Origin of the sequence: Flavivirga algicola, from assembly GCF_012910715.1 — a bacterium.
GTDB lineage: Bacteria > Bacteroidota > Bacteroidia > Flavobacteriales > Flavobacteriaceae > Flavivirga > Flavivirga algicola.
Genome location: NZ_JABBHF010000005.1, coordinates 21,507 through 40,047 on the forward strand (window position 1 = coordinate 21,507; position 18,541 = coordinate 40,047).

At 33.6% G+C, this 18,541-nt stretch carries 16 protein-coding genes; 5 read left to right on the forward strand and 11 right to left on the reverse strand.

Annotation, left to right across the window (positions count from 1 at the left end):
• The first annotated feature begins 70 nt into the window (after positions 1-70).
• Positions 71-1,069 (forward strand): GTPase ObgE, encoded by a 999-nt coding sequence (gene obgE, locus HHX25_RS09560; protein ID WP_169672556.1) that lies wholly within the window; start codon positions 71-73, stop codon positions 1,067-1,069.
• A 6-nt stretch (positions 1,070-1,075) separates the two neighbouring features.
• Here the strand turns inward: obgE and HHX25_RS09565 are convergent, their stop codons facing one another.
• Positions 1,076-2,179, reverse strand: coding sequence for an alpha/beta hydrolase family protein (locus HHX25_RS09565; protein WP_169672558.1), 1,104 nt, complete (start codon positions 2,177-2,179; stop codon positions 1,076-1,078).
• A gap of 106 nt (positions 2,180-2,285) precedes the next feature.
• Here HHX25_RS09565 and HHX25_RS09570 point away from each other — a divergent pair, with 106 nt between their 5' ends.
• Complete coding sequence (locus HHX25_RS09570; RefSeq protein WP_169672560.1) at positions 2,286-2,807, forward strand: DUF4136 domain-containing protein; 522 nt, start codon at positions 2,286-2,288, stop codon at positions 2,805-2,807.
• 77 nt (positions 2,808-2,884) lie between these two features.
• Here HHX25_RS09570 and HHX25_RS09575 read toward each other — a convergent pair whose 3' ends face one another.
• From HHX25_RS09575 to HHX25_RS09590, 4 genes are all read right to left on the reverse strand, one after another.
• Positions 2,885-4,294 carry a T9SS type A sorting domain-containing protein gene (locus tag HHX25_RS09575; protein WP_169672562.1) on the reverse strand — a complete coding sequence of 470 codons (1,410 nt, stop codon included), beginning with the start codon at positions 4,292-4,294 and terminating at the stop codon, positions 2,885-2,887.
• 2 nt (positions 4,295-4,296) lie between these two features.
• Positions 4,297-4,803: a hypothetical protein gene (locus HHX25_RS09580; protein ID WP_169672564.1), complete on the reverse strand. Its 507-nt coding sequence runs from the start codon at positions 4,801-4,803 to the stop codon at positions 4,297-4,299.
• A 101-nt stretch (positions 4,804-4,904) separates the two neighbouring features.
• Positions 4,905-5,276 (reverse strand): DoxX family membrane protein, encoded by a 372-nt coding sequence (locus HHX25_RS09585; protein WP_169672566.1) that lies wholly within the window; start codon positions 5,274-5,276, stop codon positions 4,905-4,907.
• A 77-nt stretch (positions 5,277-5,353) separates the two neighbouring features.
• A complete protein-coding gene (locus tag HHX25_RS09590; protein WP_169672567.1) occupies positions 5,354-11,470 on the reverse strand; it encodes an alpha-2-macroglobulin family protein in 6,117 nt (2,038 codons plus the stop codon).
• A 141-nt stretch (positions 11,471-11,611) separates the two neighbouring features.
• On the opposite strand from HHX25_RS09590, the gene HHX25_RS09595 reads away from it, so the two are divergent.
• Both HHX25_RS09595 and HHX25_RS09600 read left to right on the forward strand, forming a co-directional pair.
• Positions 11,612-12,565: a tetratricopeptide repeat protein gene (locus HHX25_RS09595; RefSeq protein ID WP_169672569.1), complete on the forward strand. Its 954-nt coding sequence runs from the start codon at positions 11,612-11,614 to the stop codon at positions 12,563-12,565.
• 139 nt (positions 12,566-12,704) lie between these two features.
• Positions 12,705-14,060, forward strand: coding sequence for a UDP-N-acetylmuramate--L-alanine ligase (locus tag HHX25_RS09600; RefSeq protein WP_169672571.1), 1,356 nt, complete (start codon positions 12,705-12,707; stop codon positions 14,058-14,060).
• A gap of 72 nt (positions 14,061-14,132) precedes the next feature.
• Here HHX25_RS09600 and HHX25_RS09605 read toward each other — a convergent pair whose 3' ends face one another.
• Positions 14,133-14,639, reverse strand: coding sequence for a hypothetical protein (locus HHX25_RS09605; protein ID WP_169672573.1), 507 nt, complete (start codon positions 14,637-14,639; stop codon positions 14,133-14,135).
• A gap of 404 nt (positions 14,640-15,043) precedes the next feature.
• Here HHX25_RS09605 and HHX25_RS09610 point away from each other — a divergent pair, with 404 nt between their 5' ends.
• Positions 15,044-16,210, forward strand: coding sequence for an HYR domain-containing protein (locus HHX25_RS09610; protein ID WP_169672575.1), 1,167 nt, complete (start codon positions 15,044-15,046; stop codon positions 16,208-16,210).
• Positions 16,211-16,312: 102 nt separating this feature from the next.
• On the opposite strand, the gene HHX25_RS09615 is transcribed toward HHX25_RS09610, so the two are convergent.
• From HHX25_RS09615 to HHX25_RS09635, 5 genes are all read right to left on the reverse strand, one after another.
• Positions 16,313-16,534, reverse strand: a complete 222-nt coding sequence (locus tag HHX25_RS09615) for a hypothetical protein (RefSeq protein WP_205958027.1) — start codon at positions 16,532-16,534, stop codon at positions 16,313-16,315.
• Positions 16,531-16,836 (reverse strand): DUF3817 domain-containing protein, encoded by a 306-nt coding sequence (locus tag HHX25_RS09620; protein WP_169672576.1) that lies wholly within the window; start codon positions 16,834-16,836, stop codon positions 16,531-16,533. Before HHX25_RS09620 ends, HHX25_RS09615 begins: the two co-directional genes overlap by 4 nt.
• 3 nt (positions 16,837-16,839) lie before the next feature.
• Complete coding sequence (locus tag HHX25_RS09625) at positions 16,840-17,304, reverse strand: hypothetical protein (RefSeq protein WP_169672578.1); 465 nt, start codon at positions 17,302-17,304, stop codon at positions 16,840-16,842.
• Between the two features lie 77 nt (positions 17,305-17,381).
• Entirely contained in the window at positions 17,382-17,972 is a 591-nt protein-coding gene (locus tag HHX25_RS09630; RefSeq protein ID WP_169672580.1) for a TetR/AcrR family transcriptional regulator, read from the reverse strand.
• Positions 17,973-18,084: 112 nt separating this feature from the next.
• Complete coding sequence (locus HHX25_RS09635) at positions 18,085-18,504, reverse strand: hypothetical protein (RefSeq protein WP_169672581.1); 420 nt, start codon at positions 18,502-18,504, stop codon at positions 18,085-18,087.
• Positions 18,505-18,541 lie beyond the last annotated feature (37 nt).

An 18,541-nucleotide genomic window follows, 5' to 3' on the forward strand; every position in this document is an offset into this window, starting at 1 on the left:
GTCCGTATAAATATTTAGCTTTAATTTAAGAGTTCCCGCCTTTGCGGGGATGACAAAAACGAGATAATTCATGACTGAAGGGAATTTTGTTGATTATGTAAAAATGTATGTCGCTTCTGGTAATGGAGGTAAAGGTTCTACACACTTACATCGCGAAAAGTATATTGAAAAAGGTGGGCCAGATGGTGGTGATGGTGGACGTGGCGGTCATGTGATTCTTCGGGGAAATTCTAATCTATGGACACTTCTTCATTTAAAATTCAAAAAACATATTCAGGCTGGTCATGGTGAACATGGAAGTAAAGGACGAAGTACAGGTGCAGATGGAGAGGATGTTTATTTAGAAGTTCCATTGGGAACTGTGGTTCGGGATACCGAAACGGATACTGTTCTTTTAGAAATTACCGAACATGGTGAAGAAAAAATTATTGTAGAAGGTGGTAAAGGCGGACTGGGAAACTGGCATTTTAAGTCTTCAACAAACCAAACACCAAGGTATGCGCAGCCTGGGCTTCCATTAGAAGAGAAATATGTGACGCTAGAATTAAAAATATTGGCCGATGTTGGTTTGGTAGGGTTCCCGAATGCGGGAAAATCTACATTATTATCGGTAGTAACATCAGCAAAACCTAAAATTGCCGACTATGAATTTACAACACTGAAACCTAACTTGGGAATTGTAGAGTATCGCGATTTTCAAACCTTCGTCATGGCGGATATTCCTGGGATTATAGAAGGGGCTGCCGAAGGTAAAGGTTTGGGGCATTATTTTTTGCGTCATATAGAACGTAATTCTATTTTATTGTTTTTAATACCTGCCGATGCAGATGATATTAGGAAGCAATATGATATTTTATTGGATGAGCTTCGTCGCTACAATCCAGAAATGCTTGATAAAGAACGTCTCATAGCCATATCGAAAAGTGATATGCTAGATGATGAGTTGAAGGCAGAACTCAAAAAAGAGCTGGATAACGAACTTCCTATCCCATACTTATTTATTTCGTCTGTAGCGCAGCAGGGAATTACCGAGTTAAAGGATATCTTGTGGAAGATGTTGAATGATTAAGGCTGATTATTTAAATCGTTCTAAGATCCAATCTTTTATTATTTTTAAAGCTACAGGAGAGAAGGTTTCTTCAATTTGAGCATATTCTTGCATGCTTCCTGTTTTGGCAGTTTGAAACAGATGATTTAGACCTTCTAACTCTTTAATGGTTACATCTTTGTTTCTCGCAATCTCCAATCCGCTTTTAATACCTTCTAAATTAATTTTTGGTAATACTTGAAAATCTTTACTTCCATTTAAGGCTAATACAGGGCATGTTGTTTTTTCTAGATAATCTTTTGGGTCTATTCTAATAAAAGTGAGTAGCCATTTAGATTTTAAAATGCTCAATTGTTGTTCGATTAAAGCAGGGGTAATATAAGGAGTTATTAGAGATTTAGGATGCTGAGTTTTAAAATTATTAAGTTCTTCAGTGATTTTGATTTTAATATTTTCTATGTCAGAATGGGTTCTAATAATATTGTAAATAATTTTTGATAATTTTTCATTTTCATCCAGAATAGCACTATTAGCTCCTGCTAATTCTGCTGCTCGCCTAGATTGGGTTTCTAAAACTTTTGCTCCGTTTACACCTGTTCCTGCAAGTAATATGATATAGGCTACATCTTTAGTTTTTGAAGCAACCATGGGAGCAATAAGCCCACCTTCACTATGTCCTATAAGACCTATTTTAGACGTGTCAATATCGTTTCTTGTTTTTAAATAAGTGATGGCAGCTTCAACATCGGTGGCAAAATCGAAAGTAGTAGCATCATTAAAGACGCCTTCAGATTCAGCTGTTCCTCTATCATCATATCGTAAAACTGCGATTCCATTGTTTGTTAGGTAATCGGACAAGACCAAAAAAGGTTTATGATTTGCTAATTCTTCATTTCTGTTTTGAGGCCCAGAGCCACTTATTAAAATAACGGCAGCTGGTTTTTTGATATCTTTGGGAAGTGTAAGCGTTCCTGCTAGTTTTATATTATTCGTCTTTGAATTGGTGAAATAGACGGCTTCTGAAACATAATTATAGGGTTCTTTTGGTTCTTGTGGACGGCTAGTCTGAGAAAAAAGATTGAGGCAAAAAAGAAAGCATATTAAAAAAATACACTTAGAATAAGATACCATGCTAACGATTTTATGAATCAAATTTCGGGATACTAAACTCAAATTCAAAACTTTTACTTTATATGTGGAATAATTTTTGATTAACTTTAATCCTAAAATTATGACTATGAAATTCTTAAAAATTATTTTGCTTGCTTCGTTACTTATAGGATGCGCGCCTATTCGAGTTAGTTACGATTTTGATAGAACAACTGATTTTAATAATTATAAAACCTATAATTATTACAGTGATATGAATACGGGGTTAAGCGAATTGGACACCAAACGTTTGTTAAATGCCATAGATGCCAAAATGACAACAAAAGGATTTAGTTTATCCGATAACCCAGATTTTTTCATTGATATTAAAAGTAGTGAATTTCAAGAAGCACAGCGTAGCACAGTAGGTGTTGGTTTGGGAGGTGGTGGCCGAAATGTAGGAGGTGGTATATCAATAGGTTTGCCTGTAGGCCAGTCTCATGTTAATCGTCAGATAATAATTGATTTTGTTGATGAAAAGAAAAAACAATTGTTTTGGCAAGCCGTAAGCGAATCAAATTATAATCCTAACGCTATACCAGGAGAGCGTGAAGAACGATTAAATGCTATAGTTGAAAAAGTATTACTGGAATACCCTCCTAAACAATAATTTAATGAGTTTTGATTTAAAGAATATAGACTTTGAATCGCTCATAAGCTAAAGCAAAAGGTCATAAAATCTATAACTTATTGCTTCACTAATTTTTTGCTGGCAACTAATGCATTGTTTGTATAGAAATTAACTATGTATATACCTTGACTTAAGTTACTAATATCAATTTGTTGGATTTCATAATTAGATGCGGATACTGTTTTTAACTTTTTACCATCCAAACTAGTAATGTCCATTTTTAAATAGGCGTCTTTTTCACTTTCAATTTTAAAGTTTGCTATGGTATTTGTTGGGTTTGGATACATGGTAATACTTAAATTATTACTATCAGCTTCAATATCCTTAACTCCTAAAGACGTATTATCAATAGTCCAAGTGACCATATATACATGAATGGTTTCATGGTTGTTAACTTTTAAAAGTGCTGTATTATCAGTAACCACAACTGTTAAATTGTTTAGTCCTGCATTTAAATCGGTTTCTAAGACACTTACATTATCAATATTTGTAGCAAAATTGGCAGTATTAAGTGTCCATGAACTTTCAAGTGTATTGGGAATGGGTTTTATTAAGTTTAAATTAAAATCAATAGGGAAACTTGGGTTTGAAACTGTATTTGAAATAGGCATATAAGAGGCGATAGGAGATACCAAACTGTGTATTTTTTCTATCATACCCTCTTTACAAACCGAGCAAAAAGGGACGCCTAAATATCGCATTTTACACGATTGATGTGGTCTGTACCAAGTAGCTGCAATTGGGGTTCCTGAATGTTGATAAATTCCAATACCGTTAATTCCAATCCAGTTTTTCCATTTCACTAAACTTGGATTGCTCTCCTGAGTCATATTAATAGCTTCTCCAACAAAAACATCTCCAGCATAATACTCATCCTTTAAATCAAATAAAGAATGTCCCAACTCATGTATGGCAATGTCGTTTGCTGAAGTTGAAGCTATAGGAAACTCTCCGCCAGTCCCTCCATAAATATCAGTATTAACTAGAATTAAAGCTTGATCGTAAGTTGGGAAATTATCAGCTAAAACAGAGCGTATTTTTGTTTCAGCTGGTATGGCATCTGTATAGTTAATACCATAAAAGAGAAACCTGTGAAAATTAAAAGCATCAAAAGTAGCATTGAAATAAGTGTCTTTATAAACTTCGGGGGTTACAGGCTCTGTAACATCTGTAGCTGTTGCTGGATGATCCGCACCACTTTCATTTGAAGGCACTTTTATCGCATACACATTAAAGTATTCAGCATACTCTAAAAAAGGTGATTGGCTAAACATGTCGTTGGTAAGATTGGTTGCGTCAGTAATAAATTGTGTTAATTCTGTAGTTTGGTATCCTTCACTTAAAATAACAAGATTTATTCTTTTGTCGCTATCTCCCGAAAATTTAATGGTATCCATATCAAAAGTTTGAGCAGCGGTCAACCCTATATTTAAAAAACATACTATGTACATTAAAAAATACTTCATAGTCAATTAAGTTTGGTTTTATTTAGAGGGATTGACTGGTTTTTGGTTGTATTAAGACCATGAATACTAACGTATTTCGTATTTGGGTTTAATTGTAGTCTACATGAAAATCGTGTACTATCTAAATCAATGCTGTGGGATTGAAGCGATTTAGATTCATTCACATATTCAATAGTTTTAGCAAGTGGGTTTTTTATGATGATACTTTGTAGGATATTTGACTTTTTATCAAGTTGAAAGAGTTGTAGGTCTCCAGAGGCAGCACTCTCTAAAGATCTACTATAGTGGTTTTTTAGTTTTCCTTCAGTAACTTTTTTATTTATAAAACGAATGGACCTATTACCGTCTGAAGTTTTTTTAATAGCATAGTTTAAAAAAATAATCTTAGGAGATGTTTCTATATTGTTCGCATTTGTAGATATGCTTCGTTTTGAAACACAGCCTAAAAGCAACATAAAAAATAAGAATGCTGTTGTAGTTTTGGGGATATTTAATTTTTGCTTATTCAAAGGTTTAAACAAATAAATAAAATTTGAGTAAAGTTAAGAAAATAAAAGAGGTTGTCTAATAAGTCACTATGACCTTTTAAGACAACCTCATATGAATAAGGTTAACTCAGTAAATCTTTATACTTGTCTTTATAGCCATAAAGCACAATAATGTTTAAAACTAGTAAAATTAAAGCGCCAGCAATGCCTTCTGGAGCTAACATAGCATGAAACAGTACGGCATTAACAGAAATACTCATTAAAATAAGAGCTAAAAGAGCTCCGTATTTGTTAAAAATAAATGCCAATCCCGCTGCAATTTCTACAATAGCGACTATAGTAATTAATTTAACAGAGGATAATGCTCCGAAGTAAGCCCCTGCTTCAGGAGACATCTCTCCAAATGCCATAAAATGAAAGAACTTGTTAAGCCCAAAAAACAAAACGAAAAGCCCAAGAAGTATTCTTACGACCATAAAAACTTTTGAATTCATAATAATGTATTTATTAGTTATTAGACTGAAAGATAGCAAATTAAAATTAATTTACTTTGAGCTTTATCGAAACAGATCTACTTAACTAACAAACGAATCCCTTCACTATGACTACTAAATTCTGGGGCATACATGCTTTGTATGGTTGTAATACCATTACTCATGTTACCAGCATTATTGACCCTTAAATCATATTCAAAAACGTAAATACCTTTTGGTAAATAATCAAAAAAGAAATTGGTAGAGGCATCTTTTGTACTTTCGTAATAGCCCAGACCATCTTGCCATTTATATTGAGATAACACACTTACAGGTTCTAGCCCCGAAGCACGCATGTCTTTCATGTGGATAAACTCCATATTGCGATCACTTCGTAACTCTATACGAACTCTTACTAAATCTCCAACGTTTAGATGCGTGTCTTTTGTAATTTCTGATATGATTTCTCCTCTATCTGTATTTTGCTTTAAGAATAATTTTTTCTTTAGCTTAAGAGGTGTTTCTGCCGATGTAATTTTATCTAAATCTTCAAAATATTGCCAGTATAAACTCCCCCAGGCTATGCCTTTTCCTTTTTTAGTAAGTTTTACCTCTGCCATTTCGGGTTTAATCTCTGTGCCATTCCAAGAGGTTTTATAATAACCTGTTCCTGCTTCAACTTTTACGCTTTCTAACTTCGAAGGCGTTATTTTTTGCCCGCCTAAAACAACATCGACTATGTCTGTTACACTTAGCCAATCACTTCCTTGAAGCAACAAGGCGTATACGGCATCAGTAGTAGCTTTGGTCGTTTTCCATCTATTGGTTTGTTTGTTTTTAAGTAACCAGATTTTTAAATTATTAATAGTTTCAGTATCATTTTCGATTTCTGAGAAAACTTCAATTAAAAGCGCATGTGTTTCAATAGGAGCCTGATACCAGAACCAAGAATTGGTGTTTGATTTCCAATAGGTGCCTAATTCTTCTGAAGTGACACTCGTTTCTTTTAATGATTTTAAAATCTTATTAGTCGTTTTGGAGTCCTTATTTCTATGTGATATTAAAACCATTAAACCCTTAGCATATAATGGTCGGCTTAGCCAATATTTTTGAATTTGTGTTTGGTAATATTGCATGATTTTTTCAACTTCTTTTGACTTTTTAATGTCTGTAAAGAAGCTGCGCATATATAAATAATGCAATTGGGCATAGCTTAAACGGTCTTTGTTTAAATCGGCCTTAGCATTATACTTTCTAATGTCCTTATATTCTTTTACGAATTGTGCATCGAGATACTTTATGGCTTTTGAAATCATTCTAGAGGTCTTGTCTGTGCTTGACGTGACACCTAACTTGTTTAAATGGCCAAAACCTGTCATGATGTGTTGTGTGATGTATCTGTTTGCTCGTCCACCATTAAACCATGCCCATGCACCAGAATTCATTTGATTATTTTCTAATTTCCTGATGGCCGATTGCAACTCATTGTTCATCTTGTTTAGGTCGAAAAGCAATGCAATACGTTTTTTCTGCTCTGTTTCGTTTTGAGCATCTCTTAACCACGGTGTTTCTTGAATAACGATAGATTTAAGTTCTTCATTCTTCTCTAAATTAGAAATTAGAGCATCTTGAGATTTCCATTGATTGAAAACCTCTTGAATTCGCGGATTCGAATTAGCAATATGGCTTGCCAAAGCATTGGCATAATAACGGCTAAAAGTTTGCTCGTTGCATTCATACGGATACTCCATTAAATAAGGGAGTGCCTGTACGGCATACCAAGCAGGGTTAGACGTCATTTCCAAAGTTAACTTATGGTTTTTGAGTGTTGTCGAGGTATTGGTTTTCAATTTGTCTAAGGTGAAGGTTTTTGTTTGATTACTGCGAATCCACATAGGAAGTGTTTCGGTAACCAGCATTCGGTTAGATAGCACAGGTAAGGCATTTTGTTCACCGTCACTAAAGGTTTCCGATTTGGCAATTACTTTATATTGAATTGCTTGAACGTCATCTGGAATTGATAAATGCCATGATACTTGGGTGTTTCCTTTAGTGTCAACGGTAAATGTTTGGGAACTGGGAGTAGTTGAAGTATGTTTATTAGATGGTACGTTTTGACTACGCTCAACGTCCAAAAGCCTTTGAGATATGTCCTTTCCAGAAATAGCATCTGTTAAAATTAATATGGCTTCGCCAGATAATTGCTTTTCGGTGAGGTTTGCAATTTTAGTACTAATCGTAATGTGATCGCCTTCGCGTAAAAAACGCGGAGCATTTGGCACCACCATTAATTCTTTTTGGGTAACTGTAGTTAAGGTTTTAGTAGCACTCTCTAAAGATTTGGTATGTGCCAGTAGCTGTAAATTCCATTGAGTTAAAGCTTCTGGTGTTGTAAAACTAAAACTAACGTTACCCTCTAGGTCTGTTTTTAACTGTGGAAAGAAAAAAGCAGTTTCTTGGAGGTTTTTGCGAATTTTGACATTGTCAAAATTAGGCTCTTCTAATTTTTTTTCAATTAGTTCCTCTTTTAATTCTAAATCATCTTCATCGTTTATAAGTTCAGAGCTATAGCCTACAACCGCTACTTCATCTAAATTTGCACTATCACTTTCTGCTTTAAAATCAACGGATTCTTCTGCTTCCATCTCTGGCGCCATGGGAGCGTTTACTACACGACTACTAAATTTGCTTAAAGTTCTTTCTGCCAGATAATTGTTTCCAAAATAAAACCCAAACCAATTGAGTTGATCGTAATGTTGGGGTGTATAATGAGACCTCTTATAATTATTATAGACCCTAAAATACTGTGTACCAAAACTTCGATGAGCTTTACTTTGGTTATACGAATAATAGTTGGGTTTATTAGTAGCAAAATACCAGGCATGTGGCCTAAATTGATCTAGCGAGGCATCATACATACTAGCTAATAATTCTGCACTCACTTTATCTCCTTGAGGCCCTTTTATTTTGAAACTCCAGGTTTCATTGACTCCAGGTTGTAATTTATCTCTAAAAGTTGTTGTTTCAATATCTAACTCGGTGTTAGGGTACGGAACAGCTATATTCAAGCTGCCCGATTGAAAACTATTAAAAGCGGCAAAACTGTATTTAACTGCAAAACCACCCAAATCTTCATTGTTCACAGGCATAGAAATTGTTTTTTTATTATTGTTTAGAGAAATAACATATGTCTTTATAACTTTTCGATCCTTTTCAACCTGAACAGTAACGTTTACATTGCTAGCAGCCGACCCTAAAGTAATTAAAGCATTTTCGCCTATCTTGTAACTTGATTTATTTGTTGCAATATGAAATAGTTGTTTGTCTGCTATAGTTTTATCTTTTTCACTGTACAGAGTCGTTTTAATTTCATCCTTAACCAATTGTCCAAACTTGTCTTTGCTCTCTAAAATGATAATATAGGCACCGGATTTCCATTTCTTAATTTTGCCTAGATTAAGTTTTTTGGTAGTTGCTGTATTAAAAGAAGATACAAATACCAGTGTCCCTTTTTTCCAGTTATCAGGATTATGTTCATTATTATAAGCATCATTTGGGAATAGCTTATGAAAAACATCTTGTGAAAATTCCTGATAGTCTGGTGCGTCCCATAGTCTTTGTCTTAAAACTCTTTTAGGGCCGTTCAGCTTATAAATTTTAACTGTTCCTTTTGCTGGTACAAATTCACTATTCAAATTTCTCGTGTCTATCTCGATAGCATTGTTTTTTTTAGTTTTATCTATAAGATTAGCAATAGACATATTTGCTGTTAGGGCATGGTAACCAACATTTACGATAGTAGTAGCACTTCTGGTTTCGCCATTTAAATCGGTAACATCAGCAGTGACTTCATATTTAAAAATAGGAAGGTTCAATTTATTTGCACTTAAATCTGGAATGGCTTTAAAAGTGATTTCAAAGATTCCTTTGTCATTCGTTATACTTTCTCCATGGGTAATTTCCTGAGGTTCGCTGTTAAACCATGGGTTGTACCAAAAACACCAACGGGGATATGCTACTTTTCTATGAACTCGATACACAACTTTGGCATCAGTAATATGGCTACCCGCATATGCTAAGGCATTTCCTTTTATAGTTACCGAGTCATTTACTTTATAGGTTTGTGTTATAGGGATAAACTTTGTTTCGAATTTTGGACGTTTATACTCTTCAACAGAGAAGTGGGCAGAACTTTCCATATCGTAACTAGATTCTGTATCGAATTCAATATAGTATTGACCGTTTAACCCATTGCTAGGTAAAATAAATTCGCCCGAAACAGAACCAAATTCATTTGTTTTAAACTTTAATTGCTTGATTTCTTCACCATTTACGTTGTATAAAATAGCATAAACAGGTTCGTTTGCCAGGACCTCAGATTTGTTTTCCCCTGTTTTAAGGGCTATGGCTTTAAAGTAGACGGTTTGTCCAGGTCTGTATATGCTTCTATCTGTGAACAGAAAAGCATTGTATGTAACTTTTTCTTGCTTTTGTTTATAATATCTACCTACATAATAGTTGCCAAAATATGCCTTTTCCCTACCGTTTGTAACTTTGATGTTTAAACTACTGTAGTTTGCATTCGATTTTAGAAGTGAAACTTGTCCTAATTGATTTGAAGTTTTGGTTTCGGTTATTTCCTTATTACTGTAGTTTTTTTTATAAGATAATTTAATGGTGGCATTTTCTATAGGTTTTCCGTTGTTTCTGTCAATAATTTGAAAGACTTTTTCATCTGGATTCTCAGTTTCAGCTAAAGCCATATTAGTGACTTGTATAGTACTAAATGCAAAAGTTTTATCATCATTTTTAGGTGAAGCAAAAATTAAGTAGGTGCCATTATTTAGTTTAGGTATTAGAATTTCGGTTGTGTGTATTTGAAAATCCTGCTCGTTTCGCAATGTATTATCCCAATTTTTATAAGCATCTAACTTTTTAATAAATGTTAATTGCTTATCTTGTATGTAGGTTTTATGGAATTTTTTTAACTGATTTCTGGAGAGCTTAAAAATTTTAAATTGAAGCTGGTTTAAGTTTTTATAGCGTACTAAAAAGCGGGTGTTTTGTTGTATGGGAAGAAAATTTTCTGTAGTAATTTGTATTGTTGACTGCTGTATTTGCTGTTTTAAAACAGTACATTTTTTAGCACCATCACTTTTAGGGAATTTTGAAATAGCTTGGTTTAAAATAGCGACAGCATCTTTAAGTTTCCAACGTTTGTTTTTATTGGTTTTAGGATGGTAAGTTGTGCCTTGCTGATTATAAATAGTAGCTATTTCATAATCGTATAAAGTAGAAACTTCATGCGTCTTTAAGTATGCTCTTTCTGCCTTTAAAGTGTTTAATAGAATAGATTCTTTATCATTAAATATAGCATGTTGATTTACAAATTTTAAACGATTAATATTAACATCGGCTAAGGCAAAAGGGCTTTTGCCTTTTAGATGAAACGTAATAAGGTCTTTATAAATTTTTAAGGCATTTAATTGTAGAGAGGTTGTGTCTTTTGAATCTATTTTTAATTTCGAAAATGTTTTGGTATCACCTAAAAAATCGGGGTGATCTATTTCAAATTTATAGGCAGGTTTGGTAATATGTGTTTCATCAGTCTTATAAAACTGTAGGGCATTGTGACTTAAAAAATCAAATAAGGTGGGTCTGTATATTTTTGAGCCTTTTTGTACATTCAAGATATCGTCATAATTACTTAAAGGCTCTAACTGTAGCATCTGCCCATTTTGTAACGAATTTTGATAATGTACATGAATCTCATTAAACAGTGTTTGCAGATCCCATGTCCTAAAATCTTCAGCATCTACTTTTTCAGAAGTTTTTGTTCGGTTATAAAATTTCCATCTATTTTGATTAAAATATTGCCAATACATATTGGCTAGGACGCTTTCTAAAATATTTTTTGTAGGAAACGTGCTTTTTTCAATGGCTCCTTTAAAATTGTTAATGATATTAAACTGGGCATCTTCTTCTAAAGTTAGAGCATATTTGCTTTTAAAAAGCATGCTCTTGATAAGTTGAGGTGCATTTTTGTCCTTTTCGGCCAATTTGATAATATTTTCAACAGTTTTTAAAGCAGATTTTGGTAAACCTTCAGTTTCCTGTTGTTCGACTTTAGCCCATAAACTTTCATATTTATTATTTTGGGCACTAGAGAATGCGGCGAATAGTATAATCATTAATAGGGATAAAGTGTTTTTCATTGTTCTAAGTTTGTATCTAAAATACTTTCAAAAGCTATACCAAAAAATAAGGAATGAGCGAACGGACCGTTTGATTGAGTGAAATTAGGTTTTTATGAGTAAAATAGAAAGTTTATTTTTACGTTTTCGACTATACACACCATGAAAAAGTTTTTGTCTCTTTTCTTATTTCCTATACTGGCTTTTGGTCAATCAAACCTTAATGATGTAGATGCTCTTATTCAGAAAAAACAATTTAAAAAAGCGGAACAGTTAGTTTCTGATTATTTAGAACTACACCCAAATAACCTGAAAGCTATTGAATTGTTAGGAGATGCTTATGGGCACCAAAAAAAGTGGGATGATGCTATTTTTCAGTACGAAAAGTTAGTGGTTTATGAAGAAACCAATGCCAATTATCACTATAAATATGGAGGTGCTTTGGGTATGAAGGCATTATCGATTAGTAAATTAAAAGCTTTAGGCATTATAGGTGATGTGAAAGGAGCCTTTTTAAAGGCAGCCGAGTTGGATAAAAATCATATTCCTACGCGTTGGGCCTTAGTAGAATTATATATGCAATTACCAGGTATTATAGGTGGAAGCAAAAGTAAATCGCTGCATTATGCAGAAGAACTTGAAGTGCTTTCCAAAGTAGATGGCTATCTGGCTAAAGGTTATATTTATGAGTATGATGATGAACCGAAGCTTGCAGAGAAATATTATAAAATGGCGATAAAGGAAGGTGGGTCGGTGACTTGTTATAATAAACTAACTACTTTATACGAAAATGAAGAAGAACCTGAAAAAGCGATTGAAACTATAGAGGCTGCCCATAAAAAGCACCAACGGAATGCCATGCATTACCAAATAGGTAAAGTTGCAGCCGAATACAATATTGAATTACAAAAGGGAGAGCGTTGTTTACAAACGTATTTAGACAACTATTCTGCCGAAGATGGGGTTCCTAAGGCTTGGGCACACTACCGTTTGGCACAAATCCATATGCATAAAAAAAACAAACAAGAAGCTTTAAAATATATAGATTTAGCCATTGCCGAACTTCCTAAAATAAAACCATTTAAAAAACAAAAGGAGAAAATCCTTAGTTTGTAGTTTTAGACTATGGAGTATTAAGTATGGTATATCAATTATTTAGATTTTTGTGTCTTAACTACTGCCTACTGTCCACCATTTTTTTGGAATTTGTTTCGTATAATTTGGAAATTGATATCTGGAGTTTGATATTTGTTTTATGAACGTACATTTTATAGCTATTGGCGGTGCTGCCATGCACAATTTAGCCTTGGCATTGCATAATAAGGGATATCAGGTAACAGGAAGTGACGATACTATTTTCGAACCTTCAAAATCACGATTGGATGCTAAAGGCTTATTGCCCGAAACCTTTGGCTGGTATCCAGAAAAGATTACTTCAGAATTAGATGCCATTGTTTTGGGAATGCATGCTAAAGCAGACAATCCAGAACTGTTAAAAGCTCAGGAACTGGAATTGAAAATTTACAGTTATCCTGAATTTTTGTACGAGCAATCGAAGCATAAAACCCGTGTGGTTATTGGAGGCAGCCATGGTAAGACAACCATAACGTCTATGATCTTGCACGTTATGCATTATCACGATAGAGATGTTGATTATATGGTAGGTGCTCAGTTAGAAGGTTTTGATGTGATGGTGAAGCTAACCGAAGAGAATGATTTTATTGTGTTAGAAGGTGACGAGTATTTAAGCTCTCCTATTGATAGACGCCCTAAGTTTCATTTGTATAAGCCTAATATAGCCTTGTTAAGTGGTATTGCCTGGGATCATATTAATGTATTTCCAACTTATGATAATTATGTGGAGCAGTTTAGCATTTTTGTAGATTCTATTGTGAGTGGTGGTAGTATTAATTATAATGAAGAGGATCCAGAGGTAAAACGTGTTGTAGAAGCTTCTGCTAATACCATTCGTAAATTAGCATATCGAACACCAGTGTATTCTGTAGAAAATGGACAAACTTTGTTAGAAACACCAGAAGGTGATTTGCCTATAGAGGTATTTGGAAAACATAATTTAAATAACCTTGCAGGGGCCAAATGGATTTGTCAGCATATGGGTATTGACGAGGATGACTTTTATGAAGCCATTGCTACTTTTAAAGGTGCCAGCAAACGATTGGAAAAAATTGCTGAAAGTAAAAAAAGTGTGGCTTATAAAGATTTTGCACATTCTCCAAGTAAAGTAGAGGCTACTACTCATGCTGTTAAGGAGCAATATAAAGACCGAACTTTAGTGGCTTGTTTAGAATTACATACCTATAGCAGTTTGAATGCTGATTTTTTGAAAGAATATAAAGGAACGCTAGATGCTGCCGACGTTGCAGCCGTGTTTTATTCGCCACACGCGGTTGAGATTAAAAAGCTTGAGGAGGTAACGCATGAGCAAATAGCTAATGCTTTTCAACGTGATGATTTAATTGTTTATACCAATCCAGAAGATTTTAAAGACTTTCTGTTTTCTCAAAACTTTGATGATAAAGCTTTGTTACTTATGAGTTCGGGTAATTATGGTGGATTGGATTTTGATGCTGTTAAGGGGTTGATAAATTAGAGTGAGTTTGTATATGTTTTTGTTGAGAAGACTATGTCATTCCCATTTCTGTAAAAGTTAACTAATTTGGAATTAAGCTATAATTTCATTTTTTAGGTCAAACATGACTTTATTTTCTTTTTTCAGTACATTGGAGTAGGTTTTAAAGAATGATGGAATGTTATATTCATTTCCGTATTCAATACGTTTTTTTACTTCTTCGAATGCCAGTACTTTAATTTGACTATTGGAATTGTTAACAATTAAAATGGGCTGATTTAGTTTGTCATGCCAATAGTATTTTCCTCCATAATACCTTCTTACAACTTCAAAAATATAGGAGCCGGCTTGTGCAATAATGTCTTCTTTCATATCAGGACTCACATGATCCTTATTATCATAAAACAAGCTCAATATATTCTCGTCTAATATTTTTAAACTTGCCTCACTGTAGTCTAATCCGTAACCAACATCTTCGTTAAAGCTTGAAATGAGCCTTTCCGAAGTGTTAATGGATTTTTCAATAAATTCTTTCTGTATTTCGTCAATTGGATTCTTGGATTGACTAAGTTTCTCTTTAAAGAAGTGAAATATTCCCATAATCTTTTATTTCGTTTAACTGGTTTTTAATGAGTACAGCGTCTCGTTATATAAAAATATTTGAATACGAATCAGGTTAAGTACTAGTTATTTGATATAAAACACGAACAATGTAGTTAAATTTTCTTACAAAAACAAGATTATTATTTTTACAAATAAGGAAATTCATTCTTAAAAAGTATAAGTGTCGTATAAGATTAGTTAATAAGCAAGGTGCTGAACATCAAATGAAAGCTACTTCTTTAAAAAACAATTCATTATTTAGGTAGAGATCCTGCATTAGATGTGTGTTAAAAGTGCATTTCAAATCTAATATTAACCATATGAACAATAAAATAAGATTTTAAGACAACCTGAAACATTTCTATTTTCTTAGGTTTACATTATTATTTAAAAAAAATATTATGATTAAGAATAAATTAATTTATAGTGTACTATTCTCATCATTGCTTTTTGCTTGTAGTAGTAACGATACCCCAGAAGATACAACACCTCCATCTATAACCTGTGTTGATGATATTAATGTTAGTATTGATGCCATAGCGAGTGATGCTGTGGTAACATACAACACGCCCGTTGGGACTGATAACGTTGAAGCTGTTACTAAGCAAACCGAAGGGCTAGCTTCTGGTGCTACTTTTCCTTTGGGAACAACGACTAATACATTTACGGTAACAGACGGAGCAGGTAATAAGGCCTCATGTAGTTTTGATGTTATAGTAACCAGAAATGCTCCTACAGCTGATGTACCTTATTTTATTGGTGAAGCACCTACACCAGATGGTAAAAAATGGTCAAAACTTGAAAATTTATCAGATGAGTTCGAACAAGCCGATGGTATTGATAGAACTAAATGGCACACTGCGCCTAAAATTACCGAAGAAGGTTGGTTTTGGGAAGGCAGACCGCCAGGATTGTTTATAGAAGAATCTATTACTGTAGATGATGGTAAATTAAAAATCGAAGCCGATAAATTACCAGCTACCGTAGTACAAAATGGGAAAAGCTATGATTATACCGGGGGTATCGTTAGATCCAAAGAACAGTGCAAGGTTGGCTATTATTATGAGTGTAAAATGAGAGCTAATAAAACCTTTATGTCCTCAACATTTTGGATGATGACAGAAGAAAATGCTTGCCCTAAAAGGACCGAGTTGGATATTCAAGAATGTGTTGGGGAAATAAACCCTGATGCCCCAGCTTGGGTATCTACAGGAAAATGGGATCAAATATTCCATTCAAATGCCTTTCATAGGACCAGTTGTGCCAACGATACGGCTACTAGAAAGCAAGATGCTATAGAAACAGCTAAAAATTGGAGCGATTTCTTTGTGTATGGCTTTTGGTGGAAATCGGAAACCGAATTATGGTTTTATTTTAATGGTGAGCTTGCATATAAAATTGATAACCCTACTACAGATTTTGATATTCCTATGTATTATAACTTGGCTGTTGAGACCTATGACTGGAATCCGCCACAAACAGATGGTAAGGATATGGAAGGTCTTACTAAAGATGAGCGCTCAACTCAGTACGAATGGATAAGAACATGGAAGTTAGAAGATGAATAAAACTAACTTATAAAAATTCTATAGAAACGCCCTGAAATAGATTAATAGCAAATTAAACCGTTGAAGCTTGGCTTTAACGGTTTTTTGTTTAGAGTTTATTCGTTAACTTTTAAGCTCTATACAAGAAAAACCTTTTTCCTTTAATAATCGTACAATTTTTCTAGAAATAGACCGCTCACTTTCTACCCGAAGAATCTTATCACAATCTTCCAGATCGAAATTCCACTTTAAATTAACCAATAATTCATCAAGAAAAGGTTTTAATGATTCAACTGAGTTTTTGTTGAATACATTTGTCTTAAATACTAATACATCAGTCATCATTTCAAGTGTTTCAGTATTTTATTATCAATATAAAAAGTTCCAAAAGGAATAAAACAAGCAACAATAACTTTCCAGGTAGTTTCTTTAAAGCGCCATTGTTCTTCAATTCCAATGCGTAATGCATTGAAAATAAATAGTATAAATAAGGCGCCATGAATAGGTCCCATACTTTTTACCCAATTAGGGTTATGAAACATGTATTTAAGGGGAACCGCAATAAAAACTAAAAATAATAGAGATAGTCCTTCTAAAAAGCCATAAAGACGTAAACGTCCGATAGGTGTTGTAAAATATTTTTTCATGCTTTAAAATGGTCTTAAATAAGTTCTGACTGATAACGGTGAAAATGGCCATGGAATGGCGATGAAAATGATGACCAAGGCTATAGAAAACCAAACTAACATGGTCTTGAATTTTTCTTTATCAGTTGGTTTTCGTTTAGCTAATGCCGAACCGATGGTTAGAAAAACAATAGCGGTTAGCATTAAAAGAAGATGTACAATACCGTAAAATGTTAATTCCGAATTTTGTAACCCTACTCCAGTATCTGACCAAAAATATGTTACAATTGGACTTTGTGTATAAAGTACGATCCCAACCATTAACTGAATGTGGGCAATGGTTGCTGTCCAGTGTCTGAAAGCATTGTCGGTTCTAGAAAAAGATCTGTTTTTTACAAACCCTGTAGACGCTCTGTATATTGTATATAGAATAAAAATTAGTACAAGCCAGCGAATAATTGAATGGCCAGTGAGTAAGTGTGAATACATCTCGAATATTGATTTTTCTTTTCTAAGCACAAATTTAAAACAAAAACATACCAATTAGTATGTTTTTGTTGAAAAAATTATTTCAATGTATTTAAGTAATTTTTAAGTTCTTTTAAATAAGGGAGGTATGCATTTTTGTTGTTTTCTAATTTTCCAAAATTTCTAATGCCCCAATAGCCAGACATAATAAACATGGTAACTTGTTTTGCATTTACGCTTTTATTGATAAACTCACTCTTTTTTCCCTTTTCAATAATAGCAATCATTGTTTCTATCCACTCATTAGTTAGCTCATCTAATACTTTACTAAAATTAGCATGCCATGGCGTCATTTCTTGTGTAAAATTAGATGCAGGACAACCGAATTCAACTTTTAAAAATTCATTGTTCATTAGAAGATTGTACATTAGAGTGTAAATTGAATCCAATGGATTTTTCTCCTTTTGTAAAGGCTTAACAAAACTATTGGTAAATGTTGGTTTTAAAATGTCATTAATAATGGCAAGTCCCATATCATCTTTGCTTTTAAAATGATAATAGAATGCCCCTTTTGTAACTTGGGTTGTAGCAATAATATCGTCAACGCTAGTTGTTTGGTAGCCTTTTTCATAAATTAACTCAAATGCCTTGTGTAGAATGTTCAATCTGGTTGCCTCAGCTTTTTTCATAGAAGATACCATTTAGTATTTTGCAAAGGAACGAAAATGTCCATGTATCCACAAGTTTTATGTGATAGGCTAAATGGTAAAGGGGAAGTTTACTGGTTTATCCTTTATCAGATCACATTCGTAAAAATTGCATAACACCAGCATTTAATTGAAAGTCCAGATCTGAAATAAAATAATCAATCTCATTATTTGGAAAACAACTTTTAATCTCATCAATAGAGCTAATAGTGTCTTTATAATAATTTAAAAGTTTATGGTTGTCAGGGTTTAGGCCTTCTTGTTTACACCATATTAAAAAATCTTCAGATTCATGAAGCGTAACTAAAGCTCTAAAAACGATAATAAAATTTAATACGGGGTTATAGTGGTTAAGGTCCTCATATTCATCCATAACATGGACCGTATAGGTCTTATTGTTTATTTTTAATAGTACGGGAATTAAATTTTTATCAATAGGGCATACTTTGCTCAACCAAGTTGTAATCCCTCTGGTAGCAATAAGATTGTGGATATTTATGATCTCAGGGTGCATGATGCCTGTAATTTATAAATAAAAGCACATTGTACAA

Bases quoted from the DNA above. Each gene is read 5' to 3' on its own strand.
- obgE (WP_169672556.1), top strand. From the start codon at position 71: ATGACTGAAGGGAATTTTGTTGATTATGTAAAAATGTATGTCGCTTCT.
- HHX25_RS09565 (WP_169672558.1), bottom strand. From the start codon at position 2,179: ATGGTATCTTATTCTAAGTGTATTTTTTTAATATGCTTTCTTTTTTGC.
- HHX25_RS09570 (WP_169672560.1), top strand. From the start codon at position 2,286: ATGAAATTCTTAAAAATTATTTTGCTTGCTTCGTTACTTATAGGATGC.
- HHX25_RS09575 (WP_169672562.1), bottom strand. From the start codon at position 4,294: ATGAAGTATTTTTTAATGTACATAGTATGTTTTTTAAATATAGGGTTG.
- HHX25_RS09585 (WP_169672566.1), bottom strand. From the start codon at position 5,276: ATGAATTCAAAAGTTTTTATGGTCGTAAGAATACTTCTTGGGCTTTTC.
- HHX25_RS09590 (WP_169672567.1), bottom strand. From the start codon at position 11,470: ATGAAAAACACTTTATCCCTATTAATGATTATACTATTCGCCGCATTC.
- HHX25_RS09595 (WP_169672569.1), top strand. From the start codon at position 11,612: ATGAAAAAGTTTTTGTCTCTTTTCTTATTTCCTATACTGGCTTTTGGT.
- HHX25_RS09600 (WP_169672571.1), top strand. From the start codon at position 12,705: ATGAACGTACATTTTATAGCTATTGGCGGTGCTGCCATGCACAATTTA.
- HHX25_RS09605 (WP_169672573.1), bottom strand. From the start codon at position 14,639: ATGGGAATATTTCACTTCTTTAAAGAGAAACTTAGTCAATCCAAGAAT.
- HHX25_RS09610 (WP_169672575.1), top strand. From the start codon at position 15,044: ATGATTAAGAATAAATTAATTTATAGTGTACTATTCTCATCATTGCTT.
- HHX25_RS09615 (WP_205958027.1), bottom strand. From the start codon at position 16,534: ATGATGACTGATGTATTAGTATTTAAGACAAATGTATTCAACAAAAAC.
- HHX25_RS09620 (WP_169672576.1), bottom strand. From the start codon at position 16,836: ATGAAAAAATATTTTACAACACCTATCGGACGTTTACGTCTTTATGGC.
- HHX25_RS09625 (WP_169672578.1), bottom strand. From the start codon at position 17,304: ATGTATTCACACTTACTCACTGGCCATTCAATTATTCGCTGGCTTGTA.
- HHX25_RS09630 (WP_169672580.1), bottom strand. From the start codon at position 17,972: ATGAAAAAAGCTGAGGCAACCAGATTGAACATTCTACACAAGGCATTT.
- HHX25_RS09635 (WP_169672581.1), bottom strand. From the start codon at position 18,504: ATGCACCCTGAGATCATAAATATCCACAATCTTATTGCTACCAGAGGG.